At 69.1% G+C, this 14159-nt stretch carries 20 protein-coding genes; 3 read left to right on the top strand and 17 right to left on the bottom strand.

Going from position 1 to position 14159, the window contains the following annotated elements:
- Positions 1 to 83 precede the first annotated feature (83 nt).
- From Srubr_RS18595 to Srubr_RS18545, 11 genes are all read right to left on the bottom strand, one after another.
- Positions 84 to 896, bottom strand: a complete 813-nt coding sequence (locus tag Srubr_RS18595; protein WP_189999533.1) for an SPDY domain-containing protein — start codon at positions 894 to 896, stop codon at positions 84 to 86.
- A 70-nt stretch (positions 897 to 966) separates the two neighbouring features.
- Complete coding sequence (locus tag Srubr_RS18590) at positions 967 to 1320, bottom strand: hypothetical protein (RefSeq protein ID WP_189999534.1); 354 nt, start codon at positions 1318 to 1320, stop codon at positions 967 to 969.
- Between the two features lie 118 nt (positions 1321 to 1438).
- A complete protein-coding gene (locus tag Srubr_RS18585; protein WP_308439959.1) occupies positions 1439 to 2248 on the bottom strand; it encodes an SPDY domain-containing protein in 810 nt (269 codons plus the stop codon).
- A gap of 124 nt (positions 2249 to 2372) precedes the next feature.
- A complete protein-coding gene (locus tag Srubr_RS18580) occupies positions 2373 to 3173 on the bottom strand; it encodes an SPDY domain-containing protein (protein WP_189999536.1) in 801 nt (266 codons plus the stop codon).
- Positions 3170 to 3553: a hypothetical protein gene (locus tag Srubr_RS18575; protein WP_189999537.1), complete on the bottom strand. Its 384-nt coding sequence runs from the start codon at positions 3551 to 3553 to the stop codon at positions 3170 to 3172. The genes Srubr_RS18580 and Srubr_RS18575 overlap by 4 nt, the downstream gene beginning before the upstream one ends.
- A gap of 27 nt (positions 3554 to 3580) precedes the next feature.
- Entirely contained in the window at positions 3581 to 3733 is a 153-nt protein-coding gene (locus Srubr_RS18570) for a hypothetical protein (protein WP_189999538.1), read from the bottom strand.
- A gap of 20 nt (positions 3734 to 3753) precedes the next feature.
- Positions 3754 to 4401, bottom strand: coding sequence for a hypothetical protein (locus Srubr_RS18565; protein WP_189999539.1), 648 nt, complete (start codon positions 4399 to 4401; stop codon positions 3754 to 3756).
- The gene (locus Srubr_RS18560) at positions 4398 to 5156 is read right to left on the bottom strand and encodes a hypothetical protein (RefSeq protein ID WP_189999540.1); all 759 of its coding nucleotides are present in this window, start codon (positions 5154 to 5156) and stop codon (positions 4398 to 4400) included. Before Srubr_RS18560 ends, Srubr_RS18565 begins: the two co-directional genes overlap by 4 nt.
- Positions 5157 to 5196: 40 nt before the next feature.
- Positions 5197 to 5892: a hypothetical protein gene (locus tag Srubr_RS18555; protein WP_189999541.1), complete on the bottom strand. Its 696-nt coding sequence runs from the start codon at positions 5890 to 5892 to the stop codon at positions 5197 to 5199.
- Between the two features lie 15 nt (positions 5893 to 5907).
- Positions 5908 to 6762, bottom strand: a complete 855-nt coding sequence (locus Srubr_RS18550) for a relaxase/mobilization nuclease (RefSeq protein WP_189999542.1) — start codon at positions 6760 to 6762, stop codon at positions 5908 to 5910.
- A 103-nt stretch (positions 6763 to 6865) separates the two neighbouring features.
- Positions 6866 to 7306 carry a hypothetical protein gene (locus tag Srubr_RS18545; RefSeq protein ID WP_189999543.1) on the bottom strand — a complete coding sequence of 147 codons (441 nt, stop codon included), beginning with the start codon at positions 7304 to 7306 and terminating at the stop codon, positions 6866 to 6868.
- A 660-nt stretch (positions 7307 to 7966) separates the two neighbouring features.
- Here Srubr_RS18545 and Srubr_RS18540 point away from each other — a divergent pair.
- The 3 genes from Srubr_RS18540 (at position 7967) to Srubr_RS18530 (ending at position 9891) form a co-directional block, all read left to right on the top strand.
- A complete protein-coding gene (locus Srubr_RS18540; protein WP_189999544.1) occupies positions 7967 to 8233 on the top strand; it encodes a hypothetical protein in 267 nt (88 codons plus the stop codon).
- 147 nt (positions 8234 to 8380) lie between these two features.
- Positions 8381 to 8887 carry a hypothetical protein gene (locus Srubr_RS18535; protein ID WP_189999545.1) on the top strand — a complete coding sequence of 169 codons (507 nt, stop codon included), beginning with the start codon at positions 8381 to 8383 and terminating at the stop codon, positions 8885 to 8887.
- Between the two features lie 185 nt (positions 8888 to 9072).
- The gene (locus Srubr_RS18530) at positions 9073 to 9891 is read left to right on the top strand and encodes an SAM-dependent methyltransferase (RefSeq protein ID WP_268257609.1); all 819 of its coding nucleotides are present in this window, start codon (positions 9073 to 9075) and stop codon (positions 9889 to 9891) included.
- Here the strand turns inward: Srubr_RS18530 and Srubr_RS18525 are convergent.
- From Srubr_RS18525 to Srubr_RS18500, 6 genes are all read right to left on the bottom strand, one after another.
- Positions 9888 to 10727: a DUF5753 domain-containing protein gene (locus Srubr_RS18525; protein WP_189999547.1), complete on the bottom strand. Its 840-nt coding sequence runs from the start codon at positions 10725 to 10727 to the stop codon at positions 9888 to 9890. The genes Srubr_RS18530 and Srubr_RS18525 overlap by 4 nt on opposite strands.
- Before the next feature lie 181 nt (positions 10728 to 10908).
- Positions 10909 to 11193, bottom strand: a complete 285-nt coding sequence (locus tag Srubr_RS18520; RefSeq protein WP_373313650.1) for a DUF397 domain-containing protein — start codon at positions 11191 to 11193, stop codon at positions 10909 to 10911.
- Positions 11194 to 11608: 415 nt separating this feature from the next.
- A complete protein-coding gene (locus Srubr_RS18515) occupies positions 11609 to 12106 on the bottom strand; it encodes a hypothetical protein (RefSeq protein WP_189999549.1) in 498 nt (165 codons plus the stop codon).
- Positions 12107 to 12174: 68 nt separating this feature from the next.
- Complete coding sequence (locus Srubr_RS18510) at positions 12175 to 13281, bottom strand: hypothetical protein (protein ID WP_229926993.1); 1107 nt, start codon at positions 13279 to 13281, stop codon at positions 12175 to 12177.
- Positions 13282 to 13370: 89 nt separating this feature from the next.
- On the bottom strand, positions 13371 to 13712 hold the full coding sequence (locus Srubr_RS18505; protein WP_189999550.1) for a hypothetical protein: 342 nt from the start codon (positions 13710 to 13712) through the stop codon (positions 13371 to 13373).
- Complete coding sequence (locus Srubr_RS18500) at positions 13709 to 14158, bottom strand: hypothetical protein (RefSeq protein ID WP_189999551.1); 450 nt, start codon at positions 14156 to 14158, stop codon at positions 13709 to 13711. The genes Srubr_RS18505 and Srubr_RS18500 overlap by 4 nt, the downstream gene beginning before the upstream one ends.
- Between the last annotated feature and the right edge of the window lies 1 nt (position 14159).

The following is a 14159-nucleotide window of genomic DNA, read 5'->3' as shown; positions in this document are numbered from 1 at the left end:
CGCCGATGTACCGGTCGAGGCGGCGCAGGAACTCACGCTGGGCGTTGGGGTCGGGGGAAATGAGCGAGGTGCCTTTCGGTAGGTCAGCGGCGTGCGGCCGGGCGTGGGGCGGAAGCGATGGCGGCCGGTACGCCGGGTGTGCTCTGCGCGGCAGCGCGGCGGGATTTGCGGGCGGTGGCGCGCACCGCTTTGAGCCGTGCGGCGTGCTCGGCGGCGAGTTTCTCGGCCTGCGGACCGCGCTCTTCCTGGGTGACCAGGTGGAGGTGCGGGACGTCGGCCCGGGCTCGCTGGACTGGTTCGTCACTGGCCAGGGCCTTGGTGAAGGCGGCGATCAGGTGCGGGGGCATGCGGTCCTCAAGCCAGCCAGTCCATACTCGTTCGTGCCGCTCGGTGGTGGCTTCGGCGAGCCAGTGGAAGCCCAGGGCATCGTCGGCGAAGCGGCGTAGGCGCAGGTGTCCGTCGGGGTGGGAGGCGTCTTCGTTGCCGTGTTCGTCGCGCTGGTAGTGCCAGCCGGCCGCAGTGAGCTGGGACCAGATGTCCTCGGTGTGCTCGGGTACGGGTTCGAGCAGAGCGTCGGTGAGGGCGCCAAGGATCTCCACAGGCGTGTTCGCCCCGAACTCGCTGTACCAGCTGCGCTGTTCATGCCGTCCGTGGATGCGCCACCATCTCCCGTACGGTCCCGGCTGGGGCTCCAGCACCAGGCTGTGACTCCGGTCGGGGCTGGCTAGGACGACGTGGGGGAAGTCCGGGTCGGAGAGGTTGTGCCATCCCGCGGCCCGCAGAGTCTGGGTGATCCGGCGGGGATCACCGCCGCCGGCCAGATACCGGGGGCGGGTCTCGAACCAGATCAGGCCGTACGGGTCGTTGGCGCGGGTGGGGATGTACGGCCGTGTCACCACCGCGCTCCGGGGCGGATGTCGTCCAGTGCCGCATCGGTGCCGTCGCCGGGTGCCGGGTGGGTCGGCCTCATCGCTCGTCCTGCGGCGTGGCGCTGTGGGTGAAGTGCTGGTGCAGGCGGGGGAGGTCCCAGTGCAGGACGTGCCAGTCGGTGGCCTCCTGGGCGGCTTCGCGCAGGCCGTCGATGATCAGGCGTATCTCGTCGGTTTCCGGGCGGCCGGACTGGTCGGATGCCAGGCGGGCGGCGTCGCGCAGGATGTCACCGAGCAGGACCGGGACACCGGTGTCCTTGTCCAGGAGCGGTTCGAGCAGCGGCAGCGCATCGGCGGCTGGCGGATCGCCGCGCAGGTACTCCTTGACGTCGGCGAGGGTGCTGGTCGCCTGGGCGATCTGGTTGGGATCGGGGGTGGAGAAAGCGGGCAAGGCTGCCCTCCTTCCGAGAGGGGGAAGCGGTGGTTCGCCGTGCGGTACCCGTGACCGGGCGAAGAAGCGCGGGCTCACCGGCCTGACCCGGGCTGGGTGCCGGTGGGCGCTCACGAGGTCAGCGGCGGGCAGCCGGACGGGCGGCGGCCGATGACGCCGGGGCGGCTGCGGCTGTGGTGCTGTGCCGCCGGGCTGCGCGGGCCAGAGCGTGCAGGGAGTTGAGGCGCGTCTTGTGGGCCTCGATGATCTGCTCCGGTGTGACCGTGCTGCGCTGCTGGGTGACGCTTGGGAGGGCGGTGCGGTCGTACATGCCGCGCTGGAGCGGGGCGGGGTCGGCGAGCGCGGTGACGAACGCCGTGACCAGGTGCACGGGTGTGCCGGTATCGAAGTGGGCGTGCCACAGCCGGGAGCGAGGCCGGTCGGGGTCGCAGACCTCTACGTGCCAGGCCGCCCGCGGGTCGTCGGGCCGGTCGGTGTGCCGTTCGACGCGGCAGGTCGCATCCGGTGAACTGGCCGCTCCTCGGGCGTCGATCAGCCATCCGGCGGCGTCCAGCACGTCAAGGGGGGTGCTGTGCCGCTGTGGTGGAGGGGCGATGAGGGCATCGGTGAAGGCTCCGAGGATTTCGGCGGGCACGAATTCGCCGAACCCGGCGGCCCAGCTCCGTTCGGTCTCGGTCGCCTCGGCCCACAACCGCCACCAGGCGAACATCCCGTTCCCTGGCGTGAAGTCCAGACGGTAACGGTAGTCGGGGCTGGTGAGGACGAGCTGGGTGCTGAGCGGGTCGGAGGTGCGTTTCCACCCGGCGGTGGCCAGACCGTGGGTGACGTACCGGGCGTCACCGGGGCCGGCGAGGTGCCGCGGGCTGGCGTCGAAGGGGATGCGCCACTCGTGCGTCCTGGCGAACTGCGCGAGCTGCTGTTCGCTCACCGGCACGAGCCGCACCCCGGCTCACTCGGCTGGCACAGGTACTCGGGCAGACGGGACAGGGTCTTGGCGACGGTGCGGATGTCATCCGGGGTGAGGTCGGGCACGAAACTCCAGGGAGGGGTGGTCAGCGGCGTGCGCGGAAGGCGCCGGTTTTCGCGTGCGGCCGGGCGGTGGTGGGGCGGGCGCCGCGCGCCGAATTGCGGGCCCAGGCGGCGGCCCGGGCGGCGGCGATGCGGGCCTGCTGCCAGGCGCCGAGCTGGGAGGGCAGCACGGACACGGAGGTGGTCTGGATCTTGCTGCTGTGCGGGACACGTCCGCGCGGTCGCATTACCGGCTCAGGCGAGGCCAGCGCCGTGGAGAACGCCTGGACGAGGTGCAGCGGGGTGCTCGCAGAGAACTGGGCGCTCCAGCCGTTGCCCTGCTCGTCCCGCGCGCCCGACCACCACATCGCGTTGCCCTCACCGTCCTGTCGGAAGTGCAGCCAGGCCGCCTCGTCGGGGCTGGTGGCGGTGTAGTGCCGGCCCTCGGCCCGCGCCACCCAGCCCTGCTGGGCCAGGGGCGCCCAGACGTTGGGGGCGTGCGCGGAGCGGGGCTGGGTCAGTGCGTCGGTCAGCCCGGCGATGATCTCCACCGGCGTCTGCCGGCCGAACATCGCCCACCACTCGGCCTGCTCCCCGCGCGCCCTGGCCTGGATCATCCAACCGCCCGGCTGGACGTAGGGGTCGTAGGTCAGGCGGATCGCACGGTCCGCGCTCTCCATGACCAAAGGCCCGCCGTTCTTGGACTTGTCCCGCCAGCCCGAGGCACGCAGGAATTCGGAGACATGCCGGATGTCCCCGCCGCCGGCCAGCGCCCGCGGCTGGATGAGGTAGTGCTGCTCGGCCTGCTCGCCCGGCCCCCAGCCCGGCCAACGACTCTTCCTCACCGGTGCCGCCTCGCCACCAGCGGCGCGGGCGATGCAGGGCGGGCCGCCGACGTACCGGCCGGTGCGCCTGCCCGGGCGAGCGTGTCCTTGTGCTCGGCCAGGTCGAGGCCGATGCTGTGCAGTTCGTTCGCGGCCCGGCCCAGGGCCAGACACACCTCCGGCGCCAGCACGCCGCGCTCGGCCTGGTCCCTGGCGATACGGGCCCCGGTCTCCACCAGCTGGGTGAAGCTGCCCATCGCTCCGTCGACCGGGTGGAGGATGCGTGCGATGACCTTCAGGGCCTGGTCGGCGGGGAGTTGTTCGAGAGCCCGGGACAATTGCCGCATGCGCAGGGTGACCTGGTTGGTGAGCATGATGGTGTGAGGGTTCGGGTTGGGCATGCTCCTCCAAGAGCGTGGGATCGAAGATCAGCGGCGGCTGGTCCGGTGGGCTTCGCTGAGAGTGGTCTCGGGGCGCGCGCCGGCCAGCAGGCAGGTGCGGTCGGGGCCGGTTGGTGTGCAGGCGCACAGGTAGCGGCGGAACAGTGCGGTCGCCAGGCGTGGCGTGAGGTGCCAGCTCATCGGCGGGGGTGTGCGGGGTGTTACGGGATCCTCCGGTGATCGACGGGCGTGGTCGGTAGCCGTGGTGCCGGGCTCGGCGTTTTTACGGCGGAGTTCGGTGGTGCGGTGCTGGCGATGTCGTTACGGAGCCGAAGGATCTGGTCGGCGGCCCGCGAGAGCGCGTCGGCTGTGTTCATGAGCTGTCTGACCGGTTGGGGGTCCGCTCCGTCGGCGAAGGACCCGACGCACAGGACTGCGACGGCCTGCCGGATGAGTGGCAGCAGTCCCTCGCCAGGACCGGCGATCTCGGTCAGCAATGCCGCCTGCTCCTGGGCGTCTGACGTATCACCGGCCCGTTGTGACAGCTGGACGAGGTACCGCAGCGCGGTTTCCCGGTTGCCGTCCGATACGGCCAGGTCGTTCAGGAACGGGTCGAGGTGAACGCTGTATCCGGCGGCGAGCAGGGCGTGCGAGGCGGTCGTGGCCCTGCGGCTTTGTTCCTGAACGGGCAGGTGGTGGGGAAGACGGTGGTAGGTGCCACGGGGGCCGGGGGCGTCGAGGAAGCCGGCGCGCTGAAGAATCCCGGCCGCCTGGTCGGCGCCGCCCAGGGCGAGGACCAGCCCGGTCCGCGTGTCCTTGGTGATGGTGACGTAGTCCAGGACGTGGAAGTCGGGTTCGGCGTGCTTCACCGGGACCGGGCCGCCGATGTGCGGGTCGTGGCCGGGGCCGGAGGGGCGGACGGCGCGGTGGCGGTCGGGGTGATCCGGCCCGAGGGGTGCTGGAGCGCGGTGGCGATGCCGTGGGCGCGCAGTTCCCGGCCGGCCTTGCGGACGGCACGGGCCTGCTCGATGGTGTCGTCGCCGGACAGGCGGTAGATGCCGGTCTGCTCCAGCTGGACGAAGCCGTTGGCCACCAGCACGTTCGCGGCCGTTTCCCCGATGGGGGCGGCGGCGAGGCTGCCGTCCGGCTGCCAGGTCAGCACCAGACGGTCCGGCTGCGAGGGCACGATGGCGTCGAGGGCGTTGTGGCGGACCTGGGCGAGGGCGGCCTCGTAGCGGGGAAGCAGGTCACCGGCGACCTGCTCGGCGCCGAGGAAGGGATCGTCCGCCACCGCGATCCCGTTCGGCTCGGCCACACCGCGGTACGCCTCGTCGGGCAGCTCGCGCGGGGCGATGGCGGCGATGAGGAAGCCGCCGAGTTCGTCGTACCGGTCGATGACGATGAGCTGGGCGCCGTCCGGCCGGGACAGGACGGCCGCCTGCCGCAGCGGGTGCTCGGCCAGGAAATCGGCGACGAGGTCCAGGTCCCAGATCCGCTCGTCCAGGGCGGCCAGGGCCTTTCGGTGTCCGGCGGGGTGGTGGGTGCTGCTCCAGGCGCCGGGCAGTTCGCCGGCCAGGACGTCGGCGAAGGAGGCGAGACGTTCGGAGTCTTCGTGGTCGTGCATAAGGTCCTTGAGCGAGAAGAGCGGGGGAGGGGTGGGATGTTCAGCGGCGCGGTCCGCCGGCCACGGGCGGCGGAGGGACGGGAAGGGCGCGCGGCGGGGGCGGGCACGCACACACGGCGGACCGTTCGCGCTCCCCGGCGGGGACTTCCTGGGTGCACTCGGTGCGGCCGGGGTGAGGGGCGTGCTGGTCGGCGAGGTCGTTGCGGGTGTGGACGAGGTCGGTGTGGATCACGCGCAGGGTCTCCTCGGCCAGGTAGCGCAGCCGCCGCGCGGTGTACGGGGCCGAGGCCGTGCCGAGACCGTCGTGGAACTCGGCTGCGGCGATGAGGATGTGACCGACGGCGTCGAGGATGCCGTCGCAGGGGGCGGTCAGCTCCGTCAGGATCTCGGCGGCCTCGCCGGTGCTGGTCGCCTGCCGGAGGCGCTCGGCGAGGTGGGCGACCGACTCACCCAGCACCTGCCACCGGAGGGGGCGGTGGCTGGTGTCGAAGTCGGCATCGCAGTCGACGTGGTAACCGGCCGCGCGCAGCCGGGCCACTGCCTCGGTGGCGAGACCGGTCTCTTCCTCCGGCGGGAGGCCGGTGGGTGCCCGGTGGTAGGTCTCGTGCAGGCGGTGGACGGGCACGAAGCCCGCGCGTTGCAGGATGCTGTGGGCTTCAAGGTCCCCGTCGCGGGCGAGGACCTCCTCGGAGTCCGGGTCGCGGCGGATGGTCAGGTAGCGGTCGGACAGGGGCAAAGGGAAGCATTTCTCCTACGGTGAGTGCCCGCCCGAGGCACGGGCAGCGGGGACAACGGGGGCTGCCGGCACCCGGCCGGGGCGGGCGGTCAGACGGGTGGCGGTGGCGTCGAGATCCTGCTGGATGCGGTGCAGGCGGTGGGCGATCAGCTCCAGGCGGTGCCCGATGTCGGGGCCGGTGCCGGGCTGGAGCGCTGCCCGGTGCGCGGTGCGCTCGATGAGACCGCGCACGGCGGCCAGCGGACCGGACCGCTCGTCGGTGAGCTGAGCGAGAACACCGGCCAGCTGTGAGGACGCATCCGGGACTGACCCGGTCAGGCACCGGCGGCCGGGTACAGCGGCAGGAGCGATCAAGCGCAGGTCCTGCTCGATGCGCCGGGCCTCCGCCGCCAGCCGTTTCAGCAGACCGGTGGGCAGATTCTGCCAGGCGCCATCCAGCCGGATGAGGTTGGCGATCACATCCAGGCGCCCGGGCTGCGCCTGGATGGCGATCCACCGGCAGCCGGCCGTGTCCCCGGGGTTCTCGAAGCCTGCCGCGCGAGCGAAACGGTGGGCGATCTCGGACCACTCCGCACCGTTCGGCCGGCGGTCATCAGGGTGGAGCCGGACAGAGAGGTGGACGACGGCCCTCCGGTCACCGGCGGGACCGGCGGCGAAGGGGTGCTCCAGCAGCGGGTCTTCGAGGTGCTCGGCCCACTGGGCGGCCGTCCACGCCGAGGTTTCGCCGTCCAGGAGGTAGGCGTCCAGGGCCGGCCAGTAGGCGACCACCGTGTCCTTCGTCAGCACCTCCTCCGCGCTCACCACGCGCCCCAGGGCTTCGCCGAGCGGCCCGTGCGGGGTGCCGGAGGGTTCGTTGAGACGGGAAATCATGCTGGTACGGCTCCGGTGAAGGCACGGGGGTACTGCTCGGTGGCGGCCAGGGTTCGTACGTCCGCCACGGCAGGGGCGTGGCCGGGACGGCGGGCGGCCAGCGTCACCGGCCGCTGCGGGCGTCGGCGATGTGGACGAGCTGGCCCAGGGCCGTGGTGGTGTACCAGCCGCAGTCGATGATGGCGTCGGCATGGCCGGCGTACCTCGGCAGCAGGTGGTCCTCCATGGCGCGCTGGAAGATCAGGCAGTCCGGGCAGCGCCGCGAGAGGTGCACCAGGTAGCGGGGGTGGGCGGTGATGAACGTCTGGGCACCGCCGTTGGGATCGCGCAGCCGCCACCCGTCCTCGTCGGTCGGGGTGTGCCAGGACGGGGCGACAACCCGCATCGCGTCCCCGCATAGCCGACCGCCGGCGACGCCCTTGATGACCATGATCTGGTCACCGGCCTCGAAGTGCTCGTGGGTGATGTCCCGGGCGGGCGTGAGCGGGTCGGGTGTCGGCGCGAAGGCTGGGGTGGACGGCGGGGTCCAGGGCGGTGGGAGCAAAGCGGATCCTTCCACGCGGTGCGTGTAACGGCGGGAGGATCAATGGTCCGCAGGATCGCCGGTTTGGCTAACCGGCGATCCTCGGCTATGTTCCGTCCGCTCGAAGCATCGGTAAGGCGGCCGATAGCAGCGCAGCGCGGGTACCTGCTCAATCGACCGGACGTCACCAGCAGGGGTGACCACCGCTTTGCCCTGCAGCGCGGTGCACAAGGGAACCGGATCCCGAGACCGCGCGGGCGTGGAACGACCGCCAGGTGGACGCCAGGACTTCAGACCCTGCGCCCTATTCGGTGCCGCCACTGGCGCAGTCGGCCTGCCACTTCTACTCGTCAGTATTAACCCGGAAGAGTGAAGAGGGCCGAGGTGACGCGAGATGACTTTCAGAGCGGCACGCCGATTTTCAGACCGGAGGCGTTCGGTTTTTTTCTTCTTTGCGCGCCATTTTTTGCTCGTGATCGAAGAGGTTGCATCTCCTCGATCCAGGCGTGATGTGCATGAGGAGTTCCCCGCTCCGCTTTCACAGGGCCATCGCGTCTTGCTGGTCGCGCGCTGCCGCTAGTCTCCAGACAGGCACGGAACGGGGCCCCGAGTTTGGTTGGCGTCAGCCTCGGAGCCCCGCGTGTCCGCGCCGGACCAGCACTCGACCTGAGGAGTTAGCGCATGATCCAGCACGTCCGCCGAAAGCTCGCGAGCGCCCTTCCGGCGGTGCCAGAGATTACCATTCCGGTTTCCCGCGCTGTGCAAACCACTGTAAAGAGTGTGCTTCTGCTGCGCTTTCGTTTCGGAGCTGCCCTCTCGGCCGGAGTGACCGTCGCGTCCCTGGTCAGGCCAGAGACGGTATCCACAACGGTCCTCCTCACCGCCTCGGTTGCTCTCTGTGCCGACCGAAGCGTCCTTGTGTTCTACAAGGTCAGCCGCTACCGCTGACCCGGGCAACCTGCCGGCCGCTGCGCCAGCTCCTGCAGCGGTCGGCAGCATGACGTCCCTTGTGGGCCAGCCGACTTGATCCCTGTCAATCCCGTGTGCGTGGCCATCGCCGCGCTTTGGTGCCGACCGGGGAACGAGGTGACGACCTTGCAGCAGCATCCCATCTATTTATGGCCGAAAACGAACGAGGAAAGCGATCACTGGCTGCGCAAGCTCGGTGACCAACATCCTCGCCGCCGGTGCGCGGAGGCTGCTTACGCGGCTTTCCACCGTGAACATCAGTCGCATTACTCGAAGTTCGCGGCAACAATCACCGGCAGTGCATCGGTCGGACGGCATCTGGCACGTGCTGCCTTGACAGAACTGGCTGTCCAGTGGCTCGTCGCCCTGCGTAGCACGTCACCCTCCGGTTTCGCGTGGACCCTCCTGGCCGAGACCCTCGGCCCGCATCGAACAGACAACGTTCGGGTCTTGTACCGGAACCTTCGCACACCAGAGGCGGACGCACTGCTTCTGAGGCATCGGCTCGGATGCTCGGTACTGACAGCCAGTCGGCTCATGGGACTGACACCGGATGCATTCGAACTGCTGCGGCGCCGGGCCCTGGCGAATGCCGTCAGCATCTGGCATATGCCTGCGTCGGATGCTATCTGACCTGGGATGGTGTGCGCCGGAGCACACCTCGTCAGATTGGTGTCAGGTTTGCCTCCGAACGGGTTCGCCTGTTGGTGGCTGCGGGTAGCCCTGGTGAGGAGAACCCTCCTAACATGTGACCCCTACCTTCGGAGGGCCGCTGTGCTCCTGAGGAGGCATGCGGCCGGGAGCGTGGGGAGCCTCTCATCCTTGACCTCAGCAAGCCCAGTGTCGCGAGAATGTACGACTACCTTCTCGGTGGTACTGACAACTACCAAGTAGATCGCGAAGCGTGCGAAGAATTACTGCGACTGGCGCCAAGTACCAGGGAACTTGCTCTTGTGAACAGGGCATTTCTGGTCCGCGCTGTCCGATACCTTGCGGAGGAGTGCGGTGTACGCAGGTTTATCGACCACGGATCGGGCTTGCCCACCAGCCCAAACGTGCACGAGGTTGCGCAAGCAGTAGATCCGTCATGCAAGGTCGTATACATCGACAACGATCCTGTAGTGGCCGCTCACGGAAGGATGGGTCTGGCTGAGGACCCGTCGACAACTGCCGTTCTGGAGATGGATATGCGGGAGACGGATAAGATTTTCGAAACTCCCCAGGTGAAGCAATTACTTCGGGAAGGGCAGCCGGTTGCGGCGCTTTTCGTGTCAGTGCTCCACTGCATTCCAGACACCGACGATCCGTGGGGACTAATCCGCCGCGTTGCCAACCGGCTGCCCGCCGGCAGCTATATGGTGGTCTCGCAGCTCGCCAGCGACGACCCCGCCCTCCGCGCAGAGATCACCGGCTTCATGCATGCAGTCACGGACGGCAACTGGGGGCGAGTTCGCTCTCCGAGCGAAGTGACCCGCTTCTTCGAAGGTCTTGAACTGCTGGAGGCCGAGGAGCAGAAGCCGATGGAAGTCTCCCTCTGGCATCCCGACAGTGACCTGGGTCCCCGCCAAAGAAGCAAGGAGTGGATCGAGTACGGCGGCGTTGCGCTCATTAAGACGGCCTTGAAACGGACGAATTAGTCGCTCAGTTGGTTGATGTAGTGCTGGAGGATCTTCATGGACTCCGTCTTATCGCAGGCATCGACCCAGAGGTCGTCTAGCGAAGCCATGTAGGTTTCGATCTCTTCCTCGTCGGTGACTAGTTCGCCTCCCCGGTTCCGGTTCTCCAGGTAAACCAACCGACCCCTTTCCATGTCGAACGGTGCGATCAGGGTCATCGCGTTGTGGAGGGCCGATCCGGCACTAGGGGCTGAGCCGCGCAAAATGCGAAGCCGCACACTCGGCTTGTTCTCTGCTACGTTATACAGATGGCGAAGCTGTTCCCGGTGGGTGCGCGCACCACCTCGCTGTACGAGCAGGACAGCCTCAGCTATCACTGCCTCGTAGATCGGCGCCTTGTCGCCGTCGAGGAGGGTTTGGCGTCGCATCCGGAATTCAAGACGCTCGGCCAGCTCTTTTTGGTGCTTCCCCTGCTGGCCGTCGGGAAGGGTACGACTAAAACCTTCCATGAGCGCCTTGGCGTAGGCCCGGGTCTGTAGCATGCCGGGGACATTGCACTCTTGGTAAACCCTGATGACTCTGGCGCGCGACTCCATGGCAAACAGTGCCCGGAACGCCTCGGAGGAACCGGCTGGCGGACTCCAGCCCGGCGACTGCTTGGCCCGGGCCAGGCAGTCTAGTGCCTCGTCGATATCCTTCTGCGGGGCGTCATAGTGACGAAGGAGCGCTACGACCTTCTCGGGCTTCATCTCGACGCCGGCGTTCTCATAGCGACTGAGTGTCGGTACCGAGCCGATCTCCGGAACAGCAGCAACAACCTCGGCTTGAGGCTTGTTGCCGCGATACTGCTGGAGCATGTCGGAGACGGCCCGTTCAAGCGGATGAGCGGGCCGTCGCGGCCTTTTCCCTTCGGGATTCGGCAATGAGGCGAGATGACGAGACAAGTCCAACTCCCTTAGCGGCACGGCGTTTTGCCGTCCATGTTAACCATAGGGTGGACTGTCCGATGGTGCTCCCGCAACCCATGGCCGAATTTTTTCAGACAGTCATGACGTCGAACTCGCCCTTCTTGGAGCCGTCGACGAACGCGGCCAGCTCTGAGCGCGTGAAGATCAGGGCAGGGCCCTCGGGGTCGCGGGAATTGCGCACCGCGACGTTTTCACCGAGATCGGCAAGTTCCACGCAGTCGTCCCGGCCGTCGCTCGCGGATGCCTTCACCCATCGCGCGCCGACCAGCGACCCGGCGGAGATGCCATTGGGGGTGCTCTTCATTTTCAATCCCTCTTTCTGTGCCTGACCAGCGCAAACGGCCTGGTTTCGCATGCTGTCTCCCTGACCGGACTCCCCGTTTTCACGCCGTCGTGAAATTTTCACCTATCGGCGAGAATGGAAGGAATACTAGACCGTTCTGCATGGCGCCCGCCGTCCCTCGAAAGAGTGTTCTCGGTGGCATTGAAAGCTTTAAGTACTATGAAACTACTTAAAGTTTCGGTGTGGTCTGGTCGGGAAGTGCCGTGCCGACGAACGCCCGCCATCCCTCACCCGACGGGCTCACCCGCTCACCTGGAGCGAGGCTCACGACTGGCTCAAGGTGCTGGTCGCTTGGCCCGCGTAGACGTGAACCTCCCGGCTCTTTTGGCCCGCTCGGTGATGTCGTCGTCAGAGTCGAACGCAAGCCAGCCATCACTGAAGGCAAGCCGTGTGCCAGACCAAGAAAGCCACGAACTAGGCCGGAGCACTAGCGGTACGGGTTCTCCGTACCGCGGTCCTGCTCGGTGGCGGCGTCGAGGAGTTCGGGCAGGTCGGTGCCGTCGGAGTCGCGCTGGTCGATCCACCATCCGGCGCGGGTGATGGTGCGGGCCTTTTCTTCCAGTTCCGCCCAGTCGGCGTCGTCCCAGGTGCCTTCGATGACGAGGGCGGTGTGGGCTGCGGTCATGAGCTGGTGGCGGGAGCGTTCGCCCCAGGCCAGGGCGCGTTCGGGGCCTTCCAGCGGGGGTATGTCGAACTGGGCGGCCCACTCGGCGGCGGCCCGCTGTTCCTCGGCGCGCTTGGCGGCGAGCCACTCCTCCTTGGAGGCGGTGTCGGTGCTGCGGGTGGCCTTCCAGCAGTCGGTGCAGTCCCGTGCGGCGAGCCAGCGGGCGAACCCGGCCCGTCGGTCGGCGGCGCGGTCGGACAGGTCGTGGACGACTTCGTGGCCGCAGGCATGGTCGACGGTCCACTTCGTGCGGACAGCCATGGATCATTCTCCTTGAACAGGTCGTAGAAATGCAGAGGGAGGGAGAGTCCGCTGCAGCGCAGTCGGGCCTACGCGCGGCGGGTGGTGGCCGTGCTGCGGGCCGGTGGTGTGGGAGGGGTGGTGCTCACTGCGGGGCGGGACCGTGTGCGGGGTGGTGCCGGGGTGCGGTGTGGGGGCAGGATGCCGACGGTTGCACCGAGGTCTTCTGCCGCGTCGTGGACTTCCTGGGTGAGGAAGGCGAGTTGCCGGCCGAGGGCGGCGAGCCGGGCGCCGATCTGCTGGCCGCGGACGGTGTCCAGGGCGTAGGAGAAGCGGGCCGCGGTGTCGAGGAGGTGCTCCAGCCGGACCAGGGGGCCGGCTTCGTAGCCGGGCTGCGCGGCGGTGAGCAGGGCCTCGGAGACCTCGCTGGCGGTGCGGGCCTCGACCACCTCCTGGAGCAGCTCCTGTACAGGGCGCTCGGGCGTGGGCTCGGGCCGGTTGAAGCGGGAGGTGGCGTCCGGGCGCAGGACTCCGGGCGGGACCGCGCGGGGCAGGGCCCGGCCGGCGGCCAGTTCGTCGTCGTAGTGCCCGATGACCTCCCAGCCTGATACGGCATCCAGGTCTCCGGCCAGGGCGATGACGGTGGAGGTGTCGTCCTGGACCAGGTAGGCGAGGGTGATGAGGCGGCCGTCGGCTGCGTACCAGGACTCGATCGGCTCCAGCTCGGCCCGCCGTCGTGCGGCACGGGCCTGGTCGGTCCACCGGTGCTTGTCCTCGGCGGACAGTTCGGGGCCGGGGTGATGGTGCTGGTCGGCGAGGTCGGCCGCGATGGAGCCGTAATCGGCCCAGAAGGCCAGGTGCGGCCACACGGCAGCATGCTGTTGACGTTGCTCGGTTGACCCCGGTCCGGCTGGGTGGGTCAGGGTGCGGGTGATCTCGGTGTGGGAGGTGGCGAGGGCGGCCAGTAGGTCACGCCAGGCTTCGGTGTGCGGGGCCGGGGGCTGGTGGTCGAGGCCGCTGCGGGCGGCGGTGAGCAGCTGCTGGCCGTGTTCGGCGAGATGGATGGCGTAGGTGGCGAGGGCGGCCTGGGTTCGGCGGGTCCGGGCGGCGGTGGCGGCGTCGTGGTGGACGGTGCGGCCGTAGCGGTCCCGGCTGGCGTCGAGGGCGGTCTCGGTCTCGCGGTCGATGACCGTCATCCGCAGCCGGTAACTCCGCGCCCGGTCGGCGAGTTGTGCCGCGCTGGGCGGGGTGGTGTCAGGGATCAGGTTCTCCCGGAGGAAGGGTTTCAGCGGCGCTGTGGCCTGCTGGGTGGTGTTTGGGCGGTCATGGCCGGCGGTCGTGCGGGCGGGGCCGGTTCGTCGGGTGGGGTGTAGCGCAGGTCGGGGTCGAGGTGCACGTGGTAGCGGGCGGTGGAGAGCATGTCCGCTGCCCAGGTCGCGTGCTTGTTCTCCCAGTCGCGGCCGAGGTCGAACGGCAGCCGGACCCAGACCCGGCCGCGCAGGGCCGGCAGGAAGAGGAAACCGGCCCGGAGCAGCAGCTCCTTGGCCACCGCGTCGATCCTTCCGCTGACTTCGACCTCGCCGCCCTGCCCGCGGGTGATGCGGATCGTCTCGTCGTCGGGTGTCATCGCGACCGTCCCGTGTGCAGGTGCACGGTCGGGGCGTAGGCGGGCTTCGGCGGAATCGGCCGTGTGGCGGGTGTGGTGGTGGGCGGCGTGGCCCGGTGCTGCGGGGAGCGCACGGCCGCCGCCTGGGCGAGCCGGTTACGCCGCTCCGGCAGAGCGTGGGGCCGGGCCGGGCGTGCCGACCGCGACGGTGGGTGCGGGTCGAGGCGGAGGTCGGCGTCCACCGTGTAGCCCAGGGCCCGCAGGTCGTTGACGGCGTGGCGGGCGCGGCGCGCACCGTCACGGTCGGGCTCGGTGAGCCGGAACAGCGTGGGATGGCCGGGGACGGGCTCGAACTGCTCGCGGGTGAGGAACCAGTGGCCCAGGTGGGCGGGCATGGTCGTGGTGAACGCGGCGACGAAGCCGTGCTCGGGGTGGGTGCCGAAGGCGAAGTGCGTGCCAGGGTCCAAG

This window comes from Streptomyces rubradiris, assembly GCF_016860525.1.
Lineage (GTDB): Bacteria > Actinomycetota > Actinomycetes > Streptomycetales > Streptomycetaceae > Streptomyces > Streptomyces rubradiris.
Note: the sequence above shows the minus strand (reverse complement) of the source record. Positions and strands in the feature narration are given on the sequence as shown.

Excerpts from the sequence above, each read along its gene's own strand:
- Srubr_RS18540 (WP_189999544.1), top strand. The coding sequence starts at position 7,967 with ATGATCCAGCACGTCCGCCGAAAGCTCGCGAGCGCCCTTCCGGCGGTG.
- Srubr_RS18515 (WP_189999549.1), bottom strand. The coding sequence starts at position 12,106 with ATGGCTGTCCGCACGAAGTGGACCGTCGACCATGCCTGCGGCCACGAA.
- Srubr_RS18505 (WP_189999550.1), bottom strand. The coding sequence starts at position 13,712 with ATGACACCCGACGACGAGACGATCCGCATCACCCGCGGGCAGGGCGGC.
- Srubr_RS18560 (WP_189999540.1), bottom strand. The coding sequence starts at position 5,156 with ATGCACGACCACGAAGACTCCGAACGTCTCGCCTCCTTCGCCGACGTC.
- Srubr_RS18550 (WP_189999542.1), bottom strand. The coding sequence starts at position 6,762 with ATGATTTCCCGTCTCAACGAACCCTCCGGCACCCCGCACGGGCCGCTC.
- Srubr_RS18510 (WP_229926993.1), bottom strand. The coding sequence starts at position 13,281 with ATGACGGTCATCGACCGCGAGACCGAGACCGCCCTCGACGCCAGCCGG.
- Srubr_RS18525 (WP_189999547.1), bottom strand. The coding sequence starts at position 10,727 with ATGCTCCAGCAGTATCGCGGCAACAAGCCTCAAGCCGAGGTTGTTGCT.
- Srubr_RS18520 (WP_373313650.1), bottom strand. The coding sequence starts at position 11,193 with ATGCGAAACCAGGCCGTTTGCGCTGGTCAGGCACAGAAAGAGGGATTG.
- Srubr_RS18570 (WP_189999538.1), bottom strand. The coding sequence starts at position 3,733 with ATGAGCTGGCACCTCACGCCACGCCTGGCGACCGCACTGTTCCGCCGC.
- Srubr_RS18575 (WP_189999537.1), bottom strand. The coding sequence starts at position 3,553 with ATGCCCAACCCGAACCCTCACACCATCATGCTCACCAACCAGGTCACC.